At 68.4% G+C, this 19,876-nt stretch carries 30 protein-coding genes; 29 read left to right on the top strand and 1 reads right to left on the bottom strand.

What is annotated here, in order from left to right:
* Positions 1–27 precede the first annotated feature (27 nt).
* The 25 genes from rplV to truA all read left to right on the top strand — a co-directional run bounded on the left by rplV (position 28) and on the right by truA (position 14,006).
* Positions 28–375 (top strand): 50S ribosomal protein L22, encoded by a 348-nt coding sequence (gene rplV / locus ABTZ91_RS27795; RefSeq protein WP_030685471.1) that lies wholly within the window; start codon positions 28–30, stop codon positions 373–375.
* Complete coding sequence (rpsC, locus tag ABTZ91_RS27790; protein WP_345486247.1) at positions 375–1,205, top strand: 30S ribosomal protein S3; 831 nt, start codon at positions 375–377, stop codon at positions 1,203–1,205. The genes rplV and rpsC overlap by 1 nt, the downstream gene beginning before the upstream one ends.
* A 5-nt stretch (positions 1,206–1,210) precedes the next feature.
* Positions 1,211–1,630, top strand: coding sequence for a 50S ribosomal protein L16 (rplP, locus tag ABTZ91_RS27785; RefSeq protein ID WP_030494257.1), 420 nt, complete (start codon positions 1,211–1,213; stop codon positions 1,628–1,630).
* Positions 1,630–1,854, top strand: coding sequence for a 50S ribosomal protein L29 (rpmC, locus tag ABTZ91_RS27780; RefSeq protein WP_128985131.1), 225 nt, complete (start codon positions 1,630–1,632; stop codon positions 1,852–1,854). Before rplP ends, rpmC begins: the two co-directional genes overlap by 1 nt.
* Complete coding sequence (gene rpsQ / locus ABTZ91_RS27775; protein ID WP_345486246.1) at positions 1,854–2,135, top strand: 30S ribosomal protein S17; 282 nt, start codon at positions 1,854–1,856, stop codon at positions 2,133–2,135. Before rpmC ends, rpsQ begins: the two co-directional genes overlap by 1 nt.
* A 104-nt stretch (positions 2,136–2,239) precedes the next feature.
* On the top strand, positions 2,240–2,608 hold the full coding sequence (gene rplN / locus ABTZ91_RS27770; protein WP_003956455.1) for a 50S ribosomal protein L14: 369 nt from the start codon (positions 2,240–2,242) through the stop codon (positions 2,606–2,608).
* 2 nt (positions 2,609–2,610) lie between these two features.
* Entirely contained in the window at positions 2,611–2,922 is a 312-nt protein-coding gene (gene rplX, locus ABTZ91_RS27765; protein WP_128985129.1) for a 50S ribosomal protein L24, read from the top strand.
* On the top strand, positions 2,919–3,476 hold the full coding sequence (rplE, locus tag ABTZ91_RS27760) for a 50S ribosomal protein L5 (RefSeq protein WP_265864084.1): 558 nt from the start codon (positions 2,919–2,921) through the stop codon (positions 3,474–3,476). The genes rplX and rplE overlap by 4 nt, the downstream gene beginning before the upstream one ends.
* Before the next feature lie 5 nt (positions 3,477–3,481).
* Entirely contained in the window at positions 3,482–3,667 is a 186-nt protein-coding gene (locus ABTZ91_RS27755; RefSeq protein WP_003956452.1) for a type Z 30S ribosomal protein S14, read from the top strand.
* 223 nt (positions 3,668–3,890) lie between these two features.
* Positions 3,891–4,289 (top strand): 30S ribosomal protein S8, encoded by a 399-nt coding sequence (rpsH, locus tag ABTZ91_RS27750; protein ID WP_041130779.1) that lies wholly within the window; start codon positions 3,891–3,893, stop codon positions 4,287–4,289.
* Positions 4,290–4,310: 21 nt separating this feature from the next.
* Complete coding sequence (rplF, locus tag ABTZ91_RS27745) at positions 4,311–4,850, top strand: 50S ribosomal protein L6 (protein WP_031076678.1); 540 nt, start codon at positions 4,311–4,313, stop codon at positions 4,848–4,850.
* 3 nt (positions 4,851–4,853) lie between these two features.
* Positions 4,854–5,237 (top strand): 50S ribosomal protein L18, encoded by a 384-nt coding sequence (gene rplR, locus ABTZ91_RS27740; RefSeq protein WP_282694365.1) that lies wholly within the window; start codon positions 4,854–4,856, stop codon positions 5,235–5,237.
* 45 nt (positions 5,238–5,282) lie between these two features.
* Positions 5,283–5,888 carry a 30S ribosomal protein S5 gene (rpsE, locus tag ABTZ91_RS27735; protein WP_030201551.1) on the top strand — a complete coding sequence of 202 codons (606 nt, stop codon included), beginning with the start codon at positions 5,283–5,285 and terminating at the stop codon, positions 5,886–5,888.
* Positions 5,888–6,070: a 50S ribosomal protein L30 gene (gene rpmD / locus ABTZ91_RS27730; protein WP_005313525.1), complete on the top strand. Its 183-nt coding sequence runs from the start codon at positions 5,888–5,890 to the stop codon at positions 6,068–6,070. The genes rpsE and rpmD overlap by 1 nt, the downstream gene beginning before the upstream one ends.
* Position 6,071: 1 nt before the next feature.
* Positions 6,072–6,527 (top strand): 50S ribosomal protein L15, encoded by a 456-nt coding sequence (gene rplO, locus ABTZ91_RS27725; protein WP_128985125.1) that lies wholly within the window; start codon positions 6,072–6,074, stop codon positions 6,525–6,527.
* A gap of 215 nt (positions 6,528–6,742) precedes the next feature.
* The gene (gene secY / locus ABTZ91_RS27720; RefSeq protein ID WP_352079963.1) at positions 6,743–8,062 is read left to right on the top strand and encodes a preprotein translocase subunit SecY; all 1,320 of its coding nucleotides are present in this window, start codon (positions 6,743–6,745) and stop codon (positions 8,060–8,062) included.
* Positions 8,062–8,709, top strand: coding sequence for an adenylate kinase (locus tag ABTZ91_RS27715; RefSeq protein WP_352079962.1), 648 nt, complete (start codon positions 8,062–8,064; stop codon positions 8,707–8,709). Before secY ends, ABTZ91_RS27715 begins: the two co-directional genes overlap by 1 nt.
* A 99-nt stretch (positions 8,710–8,808) precedes the next feature.
* Positions 8,809–9,660 (top strand): type I methionyl aminopeptidase, encoded by an 852-nt coding sequence (gene map / locus ABTZ91_RS27710; RefSeq protein WP_352079961.1) that lies wholly within the window; start codon positions 8,809–8,811, stop codon positions 9,658–9,660.
* A gap of 199 nt (positions 9,661–9,859) precedes the next feature.
* Entirely contained in the window at positions 9,860–10,081 is a 222-nt protein-coding gene (gene infA / locus ABTZ91_RS27705; RefSeq protein WP_003956442.1) for a translation initiation factor IF-1, read from the top strand.
* Positions 10,082–10,143: 62 nt separating this feature from the next.
* Positions 10,144–10,257 carry a 50S ribosomal protein L36 gene (rpmJ, locus tag ABTZ91_RS27700; RefSeq protein ID WP_003956441.1) on the top strand — a complete coding sequence of 38 codons (114 nt, stop codon included), beginning with the start codon at positions 10,144–10,146 and terminating at the stop codon, positions 10,255–10,257.
* Between the two features lie 188 nt (positions 10,258–10,445).
* Positions 10,446–10,826 carry a 30S ribosomal protein S13 gene (gene rpsM / locus ABTZ91_RS27695; RefSeq protein WP_015035595.1) on the top strand — a complete coding sequence of 127 codons (381 nt, stop codon included), beginning with the start codon at positions 10,446–10,448 and terminating at the stop codon, positions 10,824–10,826.
* A gap of 64 nt (positions 10,827–10,890) precedes the next feature.
* Positions 10,891–11,295, top strand: coding sequence for a 30S ribosomal protein S11 (gene rpsK, locus ABTZ91_RS27690; RefSeq protein WP_017949643.1), 405 nt, complete (start codon positions 10,891–10,893; stop codon positions 11,293–11,295).
* 117 nt (positions 11,296–11,412) lie between these two features.
* Positions 11,413–12,435 carry a DNA-directed RNA polymerase subunit alpha gene (locus ABTZ91_RS27685; RefSeq protein ID WP_003966937.1) on the top strand — a complete coding sequence of 341 codons (1,023 nt, stop codon included), beginning with the start codon at positions 11,413–11,415 and terminating at the stop codon, positions 12,433–12,435.
* An 80-nt stretch (positions 12,436–12,515) separates the two neighbouring features.
* Positions 12,516–12,989 carry a 50S ribosomal protein L17 gene (gene rplQ / locus ABTZ91_RS27680; protein ID WP_345486241.1) on the top strand — a complete coding sequence of 158 codons (474 nt, stop codon included), beginning with the start codon at positions 12,516–12,518 and terminating at the stop codon, positions 12,987–12,989.
* Between the two features lie 159 nt (positions 12,990–13,148).
* Complete coding sequence (gene truA, locus ABTZ91_RS27675; RefSeq protein ID WP_352079976.1) at positions 13,149–14,006, top strand: tRNA pseudouridine(38-40) synthase TruA; 858 nt, start codon at positions 13,149–13,151, stop codon at positions 14,004–14,006.
* A gap of 205 nt (positions 14,007–14,211) precedes the next feature.
* Here the strand turns inward: truA and ABTZ91_RS27670 are convergent, their stop codons facing one another.
* Positions 14,212–15,204, bottom strand: a complete 993-nt coding sequence (locus ABTZ91_RS27670) for a hypothetical protein (RefSeq protein WP_352079960.1) — start codon at positions 15,202–15,204, stop codon at positions 14,212–14,214.
* A 56-nt stretch (positions 15,205–15,260) separates the two neighbouring features.
* On the opposite strand from ABTZ91_RS27670, the gene ABTZ91_RS27665 reads away from it, so the two are divergent.
* The 4 genes from ABTZ91_RS27665 to glmM all read left to right on the top strand — a co-directional run bounded on the left by ABTZ91_RS27665 (position 15,261) and on the right by glmM (position 19,657).
* The gene (locus ABTZ91_RS27665; RefSeq protein WP_352079959.1) at positions 15,261–16,883 is read left to right on the top strand and encodes an ATP-binding cassette domain-containing protein; all 1,623 of its coding nucleotides are present in this window, start codon (positions 15,261–15,263) and stop codon (positions 16,881–16,883) included.
* A 277-nt stretch (positions 16,884–17,160) separates the two neighbouring features.
* Positions 17,161–17,604, top strand: a complete 444-nt coding sequence (gene rplM, locus ABTZ91_RS27660) for a 50S ribosomal protein L13 (RefSeq protein ID WP_064069935.1) — start codon at positions 17,161–17,163, stop codon at positions 17,602–17,604.
* Positions 17,605–17,648: 44 nt separating this feature from the next.
* The gene (gene rpsI / locus ABTZ91_RS27655; RefSeq protein ID WP_128985116.1) at positions 17,649–18,161 is read left to right on the top strand and encodes a 30S ribosomal protein S9; all 513 of its coding nucleotides are present in this window, start codon (positions 17,649–17,651) and stop codon (positions 18,159–18,161) included.
* A 128-nt stretch (positions 18,162–18,289) separates the two neighbouring features.
* On the top strand, positions 18,290–19,657 hold the full coding sequence (gene glmM, locus ABTZ91_RS27650; RefSeq protein WP_352079958.1) for a phosphoglucosamine mutase: 1,368 nt from the start codon (positions 18,290–18,292) through the stop codon (positions 19,655–19,657).
* Positions 19,658–19,876 lie beyond the last annotated feature (219 nt).

The raw sequence follows: 19,876 nt of genomic DNA, 5'->3' as shown, positions 1-19,876 counted from the left end.
GACACGTAAGTAACTGGAAGGACAACCATGGAAGCCAGGGCCCAGGCGCGGTACATCCGCGTCACGCCCATGAAGGCCCGCCGCGTGGTGGACCTCATCCGTGGCATGGACGCCACGGAGGCCCAGGCCGTCCTGCGATTCGCCCCGCAGGCCGCCTCCGTGCCGGTCGGCAAGGTGCTCGACAGCGCCATCGCCAACGCCGCGCACAACTACGACCACACGGACGCCTCTTCGCTGTACATCAGCGAGGCGTACGTCGACGAGGGCCCGACCCTGAAGCGGTTCCGTCCGCGTGCTCAGGGCCGTGCCTACCGGATCCGCAAGCGGACCAGCCACATCACCGTGGTCGTCAGCAGCAAGGAAGGAACCCGGTAATGGGCCAGAAGGTAAACCCGCACGGGTTCCGGCTCGGCATCACCACCGACTTCAAGTCGCGTTGGTACGCCGACAAGCTGTACAAGGACTACGTCAAGGAAGACGTCGCCATCCGTCGGATGCTGACGTCCGGCATGGAGCGCGCCGGCATCTCGAAGGTGGAGATCGAGCGCACCCGTGACCGTGTCCGCGTGGACATCCACACCGCTCGCCCGGGCATTGTCATCGGTCGCCGTGGCGCCGAGGCCGACAAGATCCGTGGCCAGCTCGAGAAGCTGACCGGCAAGCAGGTCCAGCTGAACATCCTCGAGGTCAAGAACCCCGAGGTCGACGCTCAGCTGGTGGCCCAGGCCGTCGCCGAGCAGCTGTCCTCCCGCGTCTCCTTCCGTCGGGCCATGCGCAAGAGCATGCAGTCCGCCATGAAGGCCGGCGCCAAGGGCATCAAGATCCAGTGTGGTGGCCGTCTCGGCGGCGCCGAGATGTCCCGCTCGGAGTTCTACCGCGAGGGCCGTGTGCCGCTGCACACGCTCCGCGCGAACGTCGAGTACGGCTTCTTCGAGGCCAAGACGACCTTCGGCCGCATCGGCGTGAAGGTCTGGATCTACAAGGGCGACGTCAAGAACATCGCCGAGGTCCGCGCCGAGAACGCCGCTGCCCGCGCCGGCAACCGTCCGGCCCGTGGCGGTGCTGACCGCCCGGCCGGCCGTGGTGGCCGCGGTGGCGAGCGTGGCGGTCGCGGTCGCAAGCCGCAGCAGGCTGCTGCTGCCGAGGCCCCCAAGGCCGAGGCCGCCGCCGCCGCTCCGGCTGAGAGCACCGGAACGGAGGCCTGACCGAAATGCTGATCCCCCGTAGGGTCAAGCACCGCAAGCAGCACCACCCGAAGCGCAACGGTATGTCCAAGGGTGGCACGCAGGTTGCGTTCGGCGAGTACGGCATTCAGGCCCTCACCCCGGCCTACGTGACCAACCGCCAGATCGAGGCCGCGCGTATCGCGATGACCCGCCACATCAAGCGTGGCGGCAAGGTCTGGATCAACATCTACCCGGACCGCCCGCTCACGAAGAAGCCTGCCGAGACCCGCATGGGTTCCGGTAAGGGTTCTCCGGAGTGGTGGATCGCGAACGTCAAGCCCGGTCGGGTGATGTTCGAGCTGTCCTACCCGAACGAGAAGATCGCGCGTGAGGCCCTGACTCGAGCGGCTCACAAGCTGCCGATGAAGTGCAAGATCGTTAAGCGCGAGGCAGGTGAGCTGTGATGTCGGCCGGTACCAAGGCGTCCGAGCTGCGCGAGCTGGGCAACGAGGAGCTTGTCGCCAAGCTCCGCGAGGCCAAGGAAGAGCTGTTCAACCTCCGCTTCCAGGCGGCGACCGGGCAGCTCGAGAACCACGGTCGGCTCAAGTCCGTCCGTAAGGACATCGCCCGGATCTACACCCTGATGCGTGAGCGCGAGCTGGGCATCGAGACGGTGGAGAACGCCTGATGAGCGAGAACAACGTGACTGAGAAGACCGAGCGCAACGCCCGCAAGGTCCGTGAGGGCCTCGTCGTCAGCGACAAGATGGACAAGACCGTCGTCGTCGCTGTCGAGGACCGCGTCAAGCACGCGCTGTACGGCAAGGTCATCCGCCGTACGAACAAGCTCAAGGCTCACGACGAGCAGAACCAGGCCGGCGTCGGCGACCGCGTCCTCCTCATGGAGACCCGGAAGCTGTCCGCCACGAAGCACTGGCGCGTCGTCGAGATCCTCGAGAAGGCCAAGTAATCCCTCCTAGGGGGACCCCCTAGGAACAGTTCCGCCAGGCTCGGCGCGGGGCCTCATGCGCATGAGGCCCCCGCCGGGAACCGGCAGACAATCAGGAGATAGACGTGATCCAGCAGGAGTCGCGACTTCGCGTCGCCGACAACACTGGTGCGAAGGAAATCCTTTGCATCCGTGTGCTCGGTGGCTCGGGTCGCCGCTACGCGGGCATCGGTGACGTCATCGTCGCCACCGTCAAGGACGCGATCCCCGGTGGCAACGTGAAGAAGGGTGACGTCGTCAAGGCGGTCATCGTTCGCACCGTCAAGGAGCGCCGCCGCCAGGACGGCTCGTACATCCGCTTCGACGAGAACGCCGCCGTCATTCTGAAGAACGACGGCGACCCTCGCGGCACCCGTATCTTCGGCCCCGTGGGCCGTGAGCTGCGCGAGAAGAAGTTCATGAAGATCATCTCGCTCGCGCCGGAGGTGCTGTAAGCATGAAGATCAAGAAGGGCGACCTGGTCCAGGTCATCACCGGCAAGGACAAGGGCAAGCAGGGCAAGGTCATCGCGGCCTTCCCCGCCGAGTCCCGCGTCCTCGTCGAGGGTGTCAACCGGGTCAAGAAGCACACCAAGGCCGGCCCGAACCAGGCCGGCGGCATCGTGACCACCGAGGCCCCGGTCCACGTCTCCAACGTCCAGCTGGTCGTGGAGAAGGACGGCAAGAAGGTCGTCACGCGTGTCGGTTACCGCTTCGACGACGAGGGCAACAAGATCCGCGTTGCCAAGCGGACGGGTGAGGACATCTGATGGCTACCACCACTCCGCGTCTCAAGACGAAGTACCGCGAGGAGATCGCGGGCAAGCTGCGTGACGAGTTCAAGTACGAGAACGTCATGCAGATCCCCGGCCTCGTGAAGATCGTGGTCAACATGGGTGTCGGCGACGCCGCCCGTGACTCGAAGCTGATCGAGGGCGCGATCCGCGACCTCACCACGATCACCGGTCAGAAGCCGGCCGTCACCAAGGCCCGCAAGTCCATCGCGCAGTTCAAGCTGCGCGAGGGTCAGCCGATCGGTGCCCACGTCACGCTCCGTGGCGACCGCATGTGGGAGTTCCTGGACCGCACCCTGTCGCTCGCGCTGCCGCGCATCCGCGACTTCCGCGGCCTGTCCCCGAAGCAGTTCGACGGCCGTGGCAACTACACCTTCGGTCTCACGGAGCAGGTCATGTTCCACGAGATCGACCAGGACAAGATCGACCGCGTCCGGGGTATGGACATCACCGTGGTCACCACGGCGACCAACGACGACGAGGGCCGTGCCCTTCTGCGTCACCTCGGCTTCCCGTTCAAGGAGGCGTAAGCGAGATGGCGAAGAAGGCTCTCATCGCGAAGGCTGCCCGCAAGCCCAAGTTCGGTGTGCGTGCGTACACCCGCTGCCAGCGCTGCGGTCGCCCCCACTCCGTGTACCGCAAGTTCGGCCTCTGCCGCGTGTGCCTTCGTGAGATGGCTCACCGTGGCGAGCTGCCGGGCGTGACCAAGAGCTCCTGGTAATTCCCCCTCGCCCGTAGGGCGTTAGGGAACCACAGGAGTCTCTCGGTAAGCAGAGGGTTGGCGGAGGCCCATCCCCGCATGGCTTAGGCTTGTGGGGTTGGGCGTCCGCCGCCCGTACGACTTACTACGCCGTAGGTCCACCGCACCGCACCCGCCCCGTCTCGGATCGGGGAGAGGGATGGTGCACCAGGAAACCCCGGCGAGAGAGGCCGAAGGCCAATTCATGACCATGACTGATCCGATCGCAGACATGCTCACGCGTCTGCGTAACGCGAACTCGGCGTACCACGACTCCGTGACGATGCCGCACAGCAAGATCAAGTCTCACATCGCGGAAATCCTCCAGCAGGAGGGCTTCATCACGGGCTGGAAGGTCGAGGACGCCGAGGTCGGCAAGAACCTCGTGCTCGACCTCAAGTTCGGTCCGAACCGTGAGCGCTCCATCGCGGGCATCAAGCGGATCTCGAAGCCGGGCCTCCGGGTTTACGCGAAGTCCACCAACCTGCCGAAGGTCCTCGGCGGCCTGGGCGTGGCGATCATCTCCACGTCCCACGGTCTCCTGACCGGCCAGCAGGCTCAGAAGAAGGGCGTGGGTGGGGAAGTCCTCGCCTACGTCTGGTAGTCGGGAACGGAGGAAAAGCCAATGTCGCGTATCGGCAAGCTCCCCATCACGGTTCCCGCCGGCGTGGACGTCACCATCGAGGGCCGCACGGTCACGGTCAAGGGTTCCAAGGGCACCCTGACCCACACCGTCGCCGCGCCGATCGAGATCGTCAAGGGTGAGGACGGCGTTCTGAACGTCACCCGCCCCAACGACGAGCGTCAGAACAAGGCCCTGCACGGCCTGTCCCGCACGCTGGTGGCCAACATGATCACCGGTGTGACCCAGGGGTACACGAAGGCGCTCGAGATCAGCGGTGTCGGTTACCGCGTGGCCGCGAAGGGCTCCAACCTGGAGTTCCAGCTCGGTTACAGCCACCCGATCCTGGTGGAGGCCCCCGAGGGGATCTCCTTCAAGGTCGAGTCGCCGACCAAGTTCTCGGTCGAGGGCATCGACAAGCAGAAGGTCGGCGAGGTCGCCGCGAACATCCGCAAGCTTCGCAAGCCCGACCCGTACAAGGCCAAGGGCGTGAAGTACGCGGGCGAGGTCATCCGCCGCAAGGTCGGAAAGGCTGGTAAGTAAGCCATGGCATACGGTGTGAAGATCGCCAAGGGCGACGCTTACAAGCGCGCTGCCAAGGCGCGCCGTCACCTGCGCATCCGTAAGAACGTGTCGGGTACGGCGGAGCGTCCGCGCCTCGTCGTGACGCGTTCCAACCGCGGTATCACCGCGCAGGTCATCGACGACCTGAAGGGCCACACCCTGGCGTCGGCGTCCCACCTGGACGCTTCGATCCGCGGTGGCGAGGGCGACAAGTCCGCGCAGGCCAAGCAGGTCGGCGCCCTGGTCGCCGAGCGCGCCAAGGCCGCCGGCGTCGAGGCCGTCGTGTTCGACCGTGGTGGCAACAGGTACGCCGGGCGCATTGCCGCTCTGGCTGACGCCGCCCGCGAAGCCGGGCTGAAGTTCTAAGCCCCGGTTCCGGGACTAACGGACGTAACAGAGAGAGGTATTCCAATGGCTGGACCCCAGCGCCGCGGAAGCGGTGCCGGTGGCGGCGAGCGGCGGGACCGGAAGGGCCGCGACGGTGGCGCTGCCGCCGCCGAGAAGACCGCGTACGTTGAGCGCGTAGTCGCGATCAACCGCGTCGCCAAGGTTGTCAAGGGTGGTCGTCGTTTCAGCTTCACCGCGCTGGTCGTGGTGGGCGACGGTGACGGCACCGTGGGTGTCGGCTACGGCAAGGCCAAGGAGGTGCCGGCCGCCATCGCCAAGGGTGTGGAGGAGGCCAAGAAGCACTTCTTCAAGGTCCCCCGTATCCAGGGCACCATCCCGCACCCGATCCAGGGTGAGAAGGCCGCGGGCGTCGTCCTGCTCAAGCCGGCTTCCCCCGGTACCGGTGTGATCGCCGGTGGCCCGGTGCGTGCCGTGCTCGAGTGCGCCGGCGTTCACGACATCCTGTCGAAGTCGCTCGGCTCCGACAACGCGATCAACATCGTGCACGCGACCGTGGAGGCCCTGAAGGGCCTGCAGCGTCCCGAGGAGATCGCGGCCCGCCGCGGTCTGCCCCTCGAGGACGTCGCCCCCGCGGCTCTGCTCCGTGCGCGTGCTGGGGCGGGTGCGTAATGGCTCGCCTCAAGATCACGCAGACGAAGTCGTACATCGGCAGCAAGCAGAACCACCGCGACACGCTGCGTTCGCTCGGGCTCAAGCGCCTGAACGACGTGGTCGTCAAGGAGGACCGCCCCGAGTTCCGCGGAATGGTGCACACCGTCCGCCACCTCGTGACGGTCGAGGAGGTCGACTGACATGGCGGAGAACAACCCGCTGAAGGTCCACAACCTCCGTCCCGCCCCGGGCGCCAAGACCGCCAAGACCCGTGTGGGTCGTGGTGAGGCGTCGAAGGGTAAGACGGCCGGTCGTGGTACGAAGGGCACGAAGGCCCGCTACCAGGTTCCGGAGCGCTTCGAGGGTGGCCAGATGCCCCTCCACATGCGTCTCCCGAAGCTGAAGGGCTTCAAGAACCCCTTCCGCACCGAGTACCAGGTCGTGAACCTGGACAAGCTGGCCGCGCTCTACCCGCAGGGTGGCGAGGTCACGGTGGCCGACCTGGTCGCCAAGGGCGCGGTGCGCAAGAACCAGCTCGTCAAGGTCCTGGGCCAGGGCGAGGTCTCCGTGGCGCTGCAGGTGACGGTCGACGCCGTCTCCGGCTCCGCCAAGGAGAAGATCGCCGCCGCCGGCGGCACCGTCACCGAGCTCGTCTGAGACGACTCGATGGCCTGAACATCCAACCGGGGATGCCTCCCAAAAGGGGCATCCCCGGTTGGTCGTTCCTAGGGGGCCATGGTCGCCGGTAAGGTGGCGTCCACTGTCTAGAGTGCGTGCGGTATGCCCGCGGGTGCTCGAGGCAGGCAACTCTCATCGTCGAACCTCAAGACCGTCACCTCTGACGCACGTGCGCGGGGGTCGCAGGAGGCACCGTGCTCACCGCGTTCGCCCGGGCGTTCAAGACGCCCGACCTGCGCAAGAAGCTGCTCTTCACGCTCGGCATCATCGTGCTGTACCGGCTCGGGGCACACATCCCCGTCCCCGGTGTCAGCTACGAGGCCGTCCAGCAGTGTGTGGATCAGGCGAGCCAGGGCAATAACAGCCTGTTCGGCCTGGTCAACATGTTCAGTGGCGGGGCGCTGCTCCAGATCACCATCTTCGCGCTCGGCATCATGCCGTACATCACGGCGAGCATCATCCTGCAGCTGCTGACCGTCGTGATCCCTCGCCTCGAAGCCCTCAAGAAGGAGGGGCAGTCCGGCACCGCCAAGATCACGCAGTACACGCGTTATCTGACGGTCGCCCTCGCCATCCTCCAGGGCACCGGCCTCGTCGCCACCGCCCGCACCGGCGCGCTCTTCAGCGGTTGCAACGTCGCGAACCAGGTCGTTCCGGACCAGTCGATCTTCGTCACCATCACCATGGTCATCACCATGACCGCGGGCACCGCCGTCGTGATGTGGCTCGGTGAGCTGATCACCGACCGCGGCATCGGCAACGGCATGTCGATCCTCATGTTCATCTCGATCGCCGCCGGCTTCCCGGGCGCCCTGTGGGCCATCAAGGAGAGCGGCAAGCTCGCCAAGGGCTGGATCGAGTTCGGCACCGTCATCCTCATCGGCTTCGTGATGGTGGCCCTCGTCGTCTTCGTCGAGCAGGCCCAGCGCCGCATCCCGGTGCAGTACGCGAAGCGCATGATCGGCCGCAGGTCGTACGGCGGTACGTCCACTTACATCCCGTTGAAGGTGAACCAGGCAGGTGTGATTCCTGTCATCTTCGCCTCGTCGCTGCTCTACATCCCGGCGCTCGTCGCGCAGTTCTCGAACTCGACCGCCGGCTGGAAGACCTGGATCGAAGCCCACTTCGTCAAGGGTGACCACCCCTACTACATCGCTACGTACTTCCTCCTGATCGTGTTCTTCGCCTTCTTCTACGTGGCGATCTCGTTCAACCCCGAGGAAGTTGCCGACAACATGAAGAAGTATGGTGGCTTCATCCCGGGTATCCGGGCTGGTCGACCTACTGCCGAGTACCTGAGCTTCGTGCTCAACCGGATCACTTGGCCGGGCTCGCTGTATCTGGGTCTGATCGCTCTTGTGCCGACGATGGCGTTGGCAGGCTTCGGCGGTGCCAATGCCAACTTCCCGTTCGGCGGGACGAGCATCCTCATCATCGTGGGTGTCGGGCTCGAGACCGTGAAGCAGATCGAGAGCCAGCTCCAGCAGCGCAATTACGAAGGGTTCCTCCGCTGATGCGAATCGTCCTCGTCGGACCGCCCGGGGCCGGCAAGGGAACGCAGGCCGCGTTCCTTGCCAAGAACCTGGACATCCCGCACATCTCCACGGGTGACCTGTTCCGTGCCAACATCTCGCAGGGCACGGAGCTGGGGCTCAAGGCGAAGGCGTTCATGGACGCCGGTGACCTCGTACCGGACGAGGTGACCATCGGGATGGCCAAGGACCGTATGGAGCAGCCGGACGCCGCCCACGGCTTCCTGCTCGACGGGTTCCCGCGCAACGTGGCCCAGGCCGAGGCTCTGGATGTGGTCCTCAAGGCCGAGGACATGCAGCTGGACGCGGTCCTGGACCTGGAGGTCCCCGAGGACGAGGTCGTGAAGCGGATCGCGGGTCGCCGCATCTGCCGTAACGACTCCTCGCACGTGTTCCACGTGACGTACAACGCTCCGAAGACCGAGGGCGTCTGCGACGTCTGCGGCGGCGAGCTGTTCCAGCGCGACGACGACTCCGAGGAGACCGTCCGCCGGCGCCTGGAGGTCTACCACACGCAGACCGAGCCGATCATCGACTACTACCGGGCGCAGAACCTGGTCGTGACGATCTCGGCGCTCGGCAAGGTGGACGAGGTCACGGCGCGCGCGATGGCCGCGCTGAAGAAGTAACCCACGGTTGGTGCGATACGGCCGCGGTGCCCGCGAGGGGCGCCGCGGCCGTATCGTTGTTCCGACCCCGTATACGCGCAAGGAAAGGCCCCCGCCACGATGGTGCAGATCAAGACCCCCGAGCAGATCGCGAAGATGCGCGAGGCGGGGCTGGTCGTCGCGGCCATCCACGCGGCGACCCGCGAGGCGGCGGTGCCGGGCGCGACCACCCGGGACCTGGACGAGGTCGCCCGCAAGGTGATCGCCGACCACGGCGCGAAGTCGAACTTCCTCGGGTACGGCGGCTTCCCCGCCACCATCTGCACCTCGGTGAACGAGGTCGTCGTCCACGGCATCCCGGACGACAAGACCGTCCTCAAGGACGGCGACATCATCTCCGTCGACTGCGGCGCGATCGTCGACGGCTGGCACGGTGACGCCGCCTACACGGCCTTCGTCGGCACCGGCCACGCGCCGGAGCTGATCGAGCTGTCGCGGGTGACCGAGGAGTCGATGTGGGCCGGCATCGCGGCCATGAAGCTCGGCAACCGCCTGGTCGACATCTCGAAGGCGATCGAGACGTACATCAAGCGCCAGCCGCGCCCGGCGGTCGGTGACCACAGCCTGGGTCGCTACGGGATCATCGAGGACTACGGCGGCCATGGCATCGGCACCGAGATGCACATGGACCCGCACCTGCTGAACTACGTCTCCCGCAAGCGCGGCAAGGGCCCGAAGCTGGTCCCCGGCTTCTGCCTGGCCATCGAGCCCATGGTCTCGCTCGGCACCCCGAAGACCGAGGTCCTCGCCGACGACTGGACCGTCATCACCACGGACGGCACCTGGTCCTCCCACTGGGAGCACAGCGTCGCCCTGACCGAGGAGGGCCCCCTGGTCCTGACGGCGGTCGACGGTGGCAAGGCGAAGCTGGCGGAGCTGGGCGTGGAGGCGGCGCCGGACCCGCTGGCGTAGGCGTCCGGACCGTAGCCGCCCGGATCCCCCGGCACAACCCCGCCGCCCCGTCGGCGTAACGATCTCCCCCGTTGGGCAGACTCCCCGGATTCGTCTTTTCCAGGTGCCTGACGTAGACTGATGCGTCGGCTCTCGTGTACCCGTGTGTCCGCATACGGCGGCGAGAGTCGATCAAGGTAGCCGATTCGAAAGGCGAAGCGTGGCCAAGAAGCAAGGTGCCATCGAAATCGAGGGCACCGTGATCGAGTCCCTCCCGAACGCCATGTTCAAGGTGGAGCTCCAGAACGGTCACAAGGTCCTCGCGCACATCTCCGGCAAGATGCGGATGCACTACATCCGTATCCTTCCGGACGACCGGGTCGTGGTGGAGCTCTCTCCGTACGACCTGACGCGTGGCCGGATCGTCTACCGGTACAAGTAGATCTTGCCCGCACCCCGCTCCGCGCGCGGGTGGTGGCACTGACCCGGAGAACCTCACATCCCATGAAGGTCAAGCCGAGCGTCAAGAAGATCTGCGACAAGTGCAAGGTGATCCGCCGCCACGGCCGGGTCATGGTCATCTGCGACAACCTGCGCCACAAGCAGCGCCAGGGCTGACGCACGCCGACCTACCTGCATCTCGCAGTTTCTTCGCGCGACGCATAGCAATACGTACATACGCAGAGCCCGCCCAGCCCGTTCAGGGTCGGCGACACCTCCGGCGGGGGCCGGGGACCCGATTCGTACCTCATACGGCGGTCGGGAGCGGTTCTGCGGCAGACCCCCGAGAACACAGGAGCCATTGAATGGCACGCGTTTCCGGTGTTGACATCCCGCGTGAAAAGCGTGTGGTGGTCGCACTCACCTACGTCTTCGGTATCGGGCGCACCCGGTCCGAGGAGATCCTCGCCGCCACCGGCGTGAACCCGTCCACCCGTGTCCGCGACCTTGCCGAGGAAGACCTCGTCAAGATCCGCGAGTACGTGGACGCCAACCTCCAGACCGAGGGTGACCTCCGCCGCGAGATCGCGGCCGACATCCGCCGCAAGGTCGAGATCGGCTGCTACCAGGGTCTGCGTCACCGCCGTGGCCTGCCCGTCCGCGGTCAGCGCACCAGCACGAACGCCCGTACCCGCAAGGGCCCGCGTCGCGCCATCGCCGGCAAGAAGAAGCCGGGCAAGAAGTAGTCCACAGCGGACACCTGTCCACGGTCTTCGCTGTAGGACCGACCACCTCCCGTAGGAGAAATAGATGCCCCCCAAGGGACGTCAGGGCGCCGTCAAGAAGGTGCGCCGCAAGGAAAAGAAGAACGTCGCTCACGGCCACGCGCACATCAAGAGCACGTTCAACAACACGATCGTCTCGATCACCGACCCCTCGGGCAACGTGATCTCCTGGGCCTCCGCCGGCCACGTCGGCTTCAAGGGCTCGCGCAAGTCCACCCCCTTCGCCGCGCAGATGGCCGCCGAGTCGGCCGCCCGCCGCGCGCAGGAGCACGGCATGCGCAAGGTCGACGTCTTCGTCAAGGGTCCCGGCTCCGGCCGTGAGACCGCGATCCGCTCCCTCCAGGCCACCGGCCTCGAGGTCGGCTCGATCCAGGACGTCACCCCCACGCCGCACAACGGCTGCCGTCCGCCCAAGCGTCGTCGCGTCTGACGCTCGCTTGAACTGAGGCTTCGGGCGGTACGACCCCTCGCGGGGCCGTGCCGCCCGTACCCTTGCAGTACCAGAGGACGTCAAATAGCGGGCGTCCACGACTGAAGGAACACAGACATGCTGATCGCTCAGCGCCCCTCGCTGACCGAAGAGGTCGTCGACGAGTTCCGCTCCCGGTTCGTCATCGAGCCGCTGGAGCCGGGCTTCGGCTACACCCTCGGCAACTCCCTCCGCCGCACCCTCCTGTCGTCGATCCCAGGCGCTGCTGTCACCAGCATCCGCATCGACGGCGTCCTGCACGAGTTCACCACCGTGCCGGGCGTCAAGGAGGACGTCACCGACCTCATCCTCAACATCAAGCAGCTGGTCGTGTCCTCCGAGCACGACGAGCCGGTCGTGATGTACCTGCGCAAGCAGGGCCCGGGTCTGGTCACCGCCGCCGACATCGCGCCCCCGGCCGGTGTCGAGGTGCACAACCCCGACCTCGTGCTCGCCACGCTCAACGGCAAGGGCAAGCTGGAGATGGAGCTGACCGTCGAGCGCGGTCGCGGCTACGTCTCCGCCGTGCAGAACAAGCAGGTGGGCCAGGAGATCGGCCGCATCCCGGTCGACTCCATCTACTCGCCGGTTCTCAAGGTCACCTACAAGGTCGAGGCGACCCGAGTCGAGCAGCGCACCGACTTCGACAAGCTGATCGTCGACGTCGAGACCAAGCAGGCCATGCGCCCGCGTGACGCCATGGCGTCCGCTGGCAAGACCCTGGTCGAGCTGTTCGGTCTGGCCCGCGAGCTCAACATCGACGCCGAGGGCATCGACATGGGCCCGTCCCCGACGGACGCCGCCCTCGCCGCCGACCTGGCGCTGCCGATCGAGGAGCTCGAGCTCACCGTTCGGTCCTACAACTGCCTCAAGCGCGAGGGCATCCACTCCGTGGGTGAGCTCGTGGCGCGTTCCGAGGCCGACCTGCTCGACATCCGCAACTTCGGTGCGAAGTCGATCGACGAGGTCAAGGCGAAGCTGGCCGGCATGGGCCTGGCCCTCAAGGACAGCCCGCCCGGATTCGACCCGACCGCCGCCGCCGACGCCTTCGGCGCCGACGACGACGCGGACGCGGGCTTCGTCGAGACCGAGCAGTACTGATAGCTGCCCGTAGGCGTCCGCCTACGGGGCCCTGACACCGGTACCTGATACGGCCGGTGCAGATCTCAAGGAGAAACACCATGCCGCGTCCCACCAAGGGCGCCCGCCTCGGCGGCTCCGCCGCGCACGAGAAGCTGCTCCTCGCCAACCTGGCGAAGTCGCTCTTCGAGCACGGCCGCATCACCACGACCGAGGCCAAGGCCCGCCGCCTGCGTCCGGTCGCCGAGCGCCTGATCACCAAGGCGAAGAAGGGCGACATCCACAACCGTCGCCTGGTGCTGCAGACGATCACGGACAAGGGTGTCGTCCACACGCTCTTCACCGAGATCGCCCCGCGCTACTCCGAGCGCCCGGGTGGCTACACCCGCATCACCAAGATCGGCAACCGTCGTGGCGACAACGCCCCGATGGCCGTGATCGAGCTGGTCGAGGGCGAGATCGCCAAGAAGGCGACCGTCGCCGAGGCCGAGGCCGCCACCAAGCGCGCCGTCAAGGAGGCCGACGAGGCCCCCAAGGCCGAGGAGACCAAGGCCGAGGACGCGCAGGACGCCTGAGCGTTCTGACGTTCCCGTCTCGTGTGCGGGCCCGCATCCTTAAGGGTGCGGGCCCGCTCCCGTGTGTTTGAGAGGATTTACGGCGTGAGTGGCGTGACTGGCGTGAGCGACCTGAGCGAGCTGAGCGACCTGAGTGGTCCGCGTGGCGACGAGAGCGAGCTGCGGGACGACGTGCGGCCCGGGTTCGTCCGCGTACGGCTCGACCTGTCGTACGACGGCCGGGACTTCTCCGGCTGGGCCAAGCAGGCCCGCGGTCAGCGCACTGTCCAGGGCGAGATCGAGGACGCCCTGCGCACCGTCACCCGCTCCCGTGAGACGTACGAGCTGACCGTCGCCGGCCGCACCGACGCCGGGGTGCACGCCCGCGGCCAGGTCGCCCACGTCGACCTGCCGGCCGCCGTGTGGGAGGAGCACCGCGAGAAGCTGCTCAGGCGGCTCGCGGGGCGCCTGTCGCACGACGTGCGGGTGTGGAGCGTCGCCGAGGCCCCCGCGGGCTTCAACGCCCGTTTCTCGGCGATCTGGCGCCGCTACGCCTACCGGGTCACCGACAACCCCGGCGGCGTCGACCCGCTGCTGCGCGGACATGTCCTGTGGCACGACTGGGCGCTCGACATGGACGCCATGAACGCCGCCGCCGAGCCGCTCGTCGGGGAGCACGACTTCGCCGCCTACTGCAAGAAGCGCGACGGAGCCACCACCATCCGCACGCTCCAGGAGCTGCGCTGGGAGCGGCGGCCCGACGGCGTCCTGGAGGCCACGGTCAAGGCCGACGCCTTCTGCCACAACATGGTCCGCTCGCTGGTCGGCGCCCTGCTGTTCGTCGGCGACGGCCACCGTCCGGTGGAGTGGCCGGGCAAGGTGCTGGCCGCGGGCGTACGGGACTCGGCCGTGCACGTCGTACGGCCGCACGGCCTCACCCTGGAAGAGGTCGGCTACCCGGCCGACGACCAGCTCGCCGCCCGCAACAGGGAGGCCCGCAACAAGCGGTCACTCCCCGGGGGCGCCGGCTGCTGCTGAGGCCTGGGTGCGGCCGCGGGTGTAGATCTGGTTGAAGGCGAACGTGCCGAGGGCTGTCCTTCCTGACGCGGCCCTCGCGGGCTCGGCGCCTGGGCGCCCCACAAGCTTCGGCCCGCTGCGGCGGACTCCGTCCGCCGGGTGGTGGCGCTGCCGCCGTCGACCGGCACGAGGGCGCGGTGGTCCTCGCCTGCGGGGGACCGAGTGGTCACTCCCCGGGGGCGCCGGCTGCTGCTGAGGCCTGGGTGCGGCCGCGGGTGTAGATCTGGTTGAAGGCGAAGGTTCCGAGGTCGTCCGCGGCCTTGAAGATCGGCTCGTCGCCGGTGGTGACCTTCTTGCCGCTGGTGAAGCCGGTCTGGGTCAGGTACACGTACCGGCCGATCGAGTTGGTGCGGCGCAGGCAGACCGTCTTCTGGCAGAAGGTCCCGACGCCGGAGCCCGCGAGCGGTGCGATGCCGCCGCTCGCCTGCTGCTTCGCCTTCGTGGCCTGTTCGTCGGTGGGGAAGACGGCCACGCCGACGGTGACGGCGACGCCGTCCTTCACGTAGGTGGCGCGGATCACGCGCGTGCAGCCGTTGTTCGCCAGGACCGCGCCGAGGCCGCCCTGGGTGACCGCCGCGCACTTGGTCGTGGAGGAGGTCGCGCCCTTCTGGTAGGCGCGGCCGTTCATGGTGAGCTTCTTGCCGGGGAAGAGGCCCTCGGCGCTCAGCGGCGCCTTGTCCTTCTTCGCGTCGGAGATGAAGTCCATCGGGTCCGGCGGCGGCAGCGGGGCGACGGAGGAGAACGTGGGCGCCGGGCTCGCGGTGTGGGTGGGGGTGGCCGAGCCGGTCGGGCTGGTGCCGCCGTTCTTGGCCTGGTCGTTGTTCTTGTTGGTGACGACGACCGCGGTGGCGACCACGGCGCCCACGGCGAGCGCCGCGACGGCCGCGCCGCCGATCATGAGCCGGCGCTTGCGCCTGCTGCGGGCCTCGGAGGCCGCGGCGAGGGCGCTCCAGTCGGGGGTCTGGCCGCCGCCCTGGGCCCCCGGGAAGGGGTCCGGCCGCGGGCCGAGCGGCGGCTGCCCGTACGGCTGCGGCTGCGGCTGCTGTGGCGGGTACCCGTACCCGTACGGCTGCTGCGGCTGCTGCTGCGGGTAGCCGTACCCGTACCCCTGCTGCTGTCCCTGCTGCTCGCCGCCCGGCGGCGGCCCCCCAAAGCTCATGCCGCGCATCCTAAACCGCTTGGGATCCCGGGCCCCCGGCGGCGACAATGCCCCGCATGGGACATGTCGAAGCCGCGCACCTCGAGTACTACCTGCCGGACGGGAGGGTGCTCCTCGGTGACGCCTCCTTCCGGGTCGGCGAGGGCGCCGTGGTCGCCCTGGTCGGCGCCAACGGGGCGGGCAAGACGACCCTGCTCCGGCTGATCTCCGGGGAGCTCCAGCCGCACGGCGGGACCGTCACCGTCAGCGGCGGGCTCGGCGTGATGCCGCAGTTCGTGGGCTCGGTGCGGGACGAGTCCACCGTTCGTGACCTGCTGGTCTCGGTGGCGCCCGCGCGCATCCGGGAGGCGGCGAAGGCGGTCGACGAGGCCGAGCACCGGATCATGACGGTCGACGACGAGGCCGCGCAGATGGCGTACGCGCAGGCGCTGAGCGACTGGGCCGAGGTGCAGGGGTACGAGTTCGAGACCCTGTGGGACATGTGCACGACGGCCGCGATGGGCGTGCCGTACGAGAAGGCGCAGTTCCGGCAGGTACGGACGCTGAGCGGCGGGGAGCAGAAGCGGCTGGTCCTGGAGTACCTGCTGCGGGGCTCCGACGAGGTGCTGCTGCTCGACGAGCCGGACAACTATCTGGACGTCCCCGGCAAGCGGTGGCTGGAGGAGCGGCTGCGGGAGACCCGCAAGACGGTGCTGTTCATCTCCCACGACCGGGAGCTGCTCGCGCGGGCCGCGCAGAAGATCGTGGCCGTGGAGCCGGGTCCGGCCGGGTCCGACGTGTGGGTGCACGGCGGGGGCTTCGACACCTTCCACGAGGCGCGGCGGGAGCGGTTCGCCCGCTTCGAGGAGCTGAAGCGGCGCTGGGAGGAGAAGCACGCCCAGCTGAAGAAGCTGGTGGTCACGCTGCGGCAGGCGGCCGCGGTCAGCCATGAGATGGCCTCGCGGTACGCGGCGGCGCAGACCCGGCTGCGGAAGTTCGAGGAGGCCGGCCCGCCGCCGGAGCCGCCGCGCGAGCAGGACATCCGGATGCGGCTGCGCGGCGGCCGGACCGGGGTGCGGGCGGTGACCGTGGAGAACCTGGAGCTCACGGGCCTGATGAAGCCGTTCTCCCTGGAGATCTTCTACGGGGAGCGGGTCGCGGTGCTCGGGTCGAACGGCTCGGGGAAGTCCCACTTCCTGCGGCTGCTGGCGGGGGACCCGTCGGTGGCGCACACGGGGACGTGGAAGCTGGGCGCCCGGGTGGTGCCGGGCCACTTCGCGCAGACCCATGCCCATCCCGAGCTCTTCGGCCGGTCGCTGGTCGACATCCTGTGGACGGAGCACGCCAAGGACCGGGGCGGGGCGATGTCGGTGCTGCGGCGCTACGAGCTGGAGCGCCAGGGCGACCAGCCCTTCGAGAAGCTTTCCGGCGGCCAGCAGGCCCGCTTCCAGATCCTCCTGCTGGAGCTGGCGGGCACGACGGCGCTGCTCCTGGACGAGCCGACGGACAACCTGGACCTGGAGTCCGCGGAGGCCCTCCAGGACGGCCTGGAGTCCTACGAGGGCACGGTCCTCGCCGTCACCCACGACCGCTGGTTCGCCCGCTCCTTCGACCGCTATCTGGTCTTCGGCTCGGACGGGGTGGTCCGGGAGACGAGCGAGCCGGTGTGGGACGAGCGGAGGGTGGAGCGGGCGCGGTAGGCGAGGACGGGGCCGGGCCACGGGCCCGGCCGGGCGGAGCGGGCGCGGTGACCTGGGGACTCCCGGCGTTTTGACCCGTCGGGGGTGGCGCGGGTACCGTAGCCGTTTGTTATGCGTATTGGCTTCGTCGTTCTCACGCGAAGGGGCCCTACGCAGGTTCCCTGGAGCAGTTACCAGTGGCTCGCATACGGGCGGTGTCCCGGCAGTGTGGGCCCCAGCTGCATGATCGCTTCAGGTGTGTCTGGACTCCATCCACTGAAGAAGCGAAGGCTACGAAGTGCGTACGTACAGCCCCAAGCCTGGCGATGTGACTCGCCAGTGGCACATCATCGACGCTCGGGACGTCGTCCTGGGTCGTCTGGCGACGACGGCCGCGAACCTCCTGCGAGGCAAGCACAAGCCGGTCTACGCGCCGCACATGGACATGGGCGACTTCGTCATCATCATCAACGCTGACAAGGTCCACCTGTCCGGCAACAAGAAGACCCAGAAGATGGCCTACCGCCACTCTGGCTACCCGGGTGGTCTGCGCTCCGTCCGTTACGACGAGCTGCTGGACAAGAACCCCGAGAAGGCCGTCGAGAAGGCCATCAAGGGCATGATCCCCAAGAACTCCCTGGGCCGTCAGATGCTCTCGAAGCTGAAGGTCTACGCGGGTGAGAACCACCCGCACGCTGCTCAGCAGCCGGTCCCGTTCGAGATCACCCAGGTCGCGCAGTAATTCCGGCCACACCCCCTAAGAACGAAAGAAATCTGAGGAGCATCGTGGCCGAGACCACCCCTGAGACCCCCGTCGACGAGTTCGAGGGCGTCGAGGAGTACACCACCGAGACCGAGATCGTCGAGGGCGACTACACCTCCGAGTCGCTCGCGTCCCGCTTCGGCGACCCGCAGCCGGCCGCCGGCCTGGGCCGTCGCAAGAACGCCATCGCCCGCGTCCGGATCGTTCCGGGCACCGGCAAGTGGAAGATCAACGGTCGCACCCTCGAGGACTACTTCCCGAACAAGGTGCACCAGCAGGAAGTCAACGAGCCCTTCAAGGTGCTCGAGCTCGACAACCGCTACGACGTCATCGCCCGCATCGCGGGTGGCGGCGTCTCCGGCCAGGCCGGCGCCCTGCGCCTCGGCGTGGCCCGCGCCCTCAACGAGGCGGACGTGGAGAACAACCGCGGCCCGCTGAAGAAGGCCGGCTTCCTCTCCCGCGACGACCGTGCGGTCGAGCGCAAGAAGGCCGGTCTCAAGAAGGCCCGTAAGGCCCCGCAGTACAGCAAGCGTTAATCGCCTGCTCGGTCTGTTCGTAAGGTACGCCCCGGCGGCACATTCTCTGTGCCGCCGGGGCGCGCCCCTTTCAGGGGCCAGTGGCGGGCGTCGCTGGTGACGTCCGGGGATCGCAATGGAGGACACCTGTGGGACGACTCTTCGGCACGGACGGGGTGCGCGGCGTGGCGAACGCCGACCTGACGGCGGAGCTGGCGCTCGGCCTGTCGGTCGCGGCCGCGCACGTGCTCGCCGAGGCGGGCACCTTCGAGGGCCATCGGCCGACCGCCGTGGTGGGGCGCGACCCGCGCGCTTCGGGAGAGTTCCTGGAGGCCGCCGTCGTGGCGGGCCTGGCGAGCGCCGGTGTCGACGTGCTGCGCGTCGGTGTGCTGCCGACCCCGGCCGTGGCGTACCTCACCGGTGCGCTCGGCGCCGACCTCGGCGTGATGCTGTCCGCCTCCCACAACGCCATGCCCGACAACGGCATCAAGTTCTTCGCGCGGGGCGGTCACAAGCTCGCCGACGAGCTGGAGGACCGCATCGAGGCCGTCTACGAGGAGCACCGCACCGGCGCCCCCTGGGACCGTCCCACCGGCGCGGGCGTCGGCCGGGTCCGTGACTACGACGAGGGCTTCGACAAGTACGTCGCCCACCTGATCGCGGTGCTGCCCAACCGGCTGGACGGGCTGAAGATCGTCCTCGACGAGGCCCACGGCGCCGCCGCCCGCGTCTCGCCCGAGGCCTTCGCCCGGGCCGGCGCGCAGGTCGTCACCATCGGCGCCCAGCCCGACGGCCTCAACATCAACGACGGCTGCGGCTCCACCCACCTCGACCTGCTGAAGGCCGCCGTCGTCGAGCACGGCGCCGACTTCGGCATCGCCCACGACGGCGACGCCGACCGCTGCCTGGCCGTGGACCACCGGGGCGAGGAGGTCGACGGCGACCAGATCCTCGCGGTGCTCGCCCTCGCCATGCGCGAGGCCGGGACGCTGCGCGGCGACACGGTCGTCGCCACCGTCATGTCGAACCTCGGCTTCAAGCTGGCGATGGAGCGTGAGGGTCTCTCGCTGGTGCAGACCGCGGTCGGCGACCGCTATGTGCTGGAGTCGATGAAGGAGCACGGCTACGCCCTGGGCGGCGAGCAGTCCGGTCACGTCATCGTGCTCGACCACGCCACCACCGGCGACGGCACCCTGACCGGTCTGATGCTGGCCGCCCGGGTCGCGGCCACCGGCAAGTCCCTGGCCGAGCTCGCCGCGGTCATGGAGCGCCTCCCGCAGGTCCTGGTCAACGTGCCGGACGTGGACAAGTCCCGGGTCGGCACCTGCGCCGAGCTGGCCCACGCCGTCGCCGAGGCCGAGCGCGAGCTGGGCTCCACGGGCCGCGTGCTGCTGCGCCCCTCGGGCACCGAGCCGCTGGTGCGGGTCATGGTCGAGGCGGCCGACATCGAGCAGGCCCGGTCGGTGGCCGGGCGCCTCGCCGACGTGGTGAAGTCCTCGCTCGGCCAGGCCGCCTGACACCGCTGGGCCGGGCCGGGTGACCCGCTCGGCCGCGCTGCCTGACACCGCTGGGCCGGGCCGGGTGACCCGCTCGGCCGCGCTGCCTGGAGCTCGGCACGGGCTGCCTGACCCGCTCGGTCGGGTCGGGTGCCACCGCTCGTCGGCGGCGGGCCCAGCCCGCGCCGCCTGACACCGCTCGGCCGGGCCGCCTGGCGCCCGGTCAGGGCCCCCGCTGCC

Origin of the sequence: Streptomyces sp. NPDC126499 (assembly GCF_040302485.1) — a bacterium.
Classification (GTDB): Bacteria; Actinomycetota; Actinomycetes; order Streptomycetales; family Streptomycetaceae; genus Streptomyces.
This window is presented reverse-complemented; position numbering and strand designations above follow the sequence as displayed.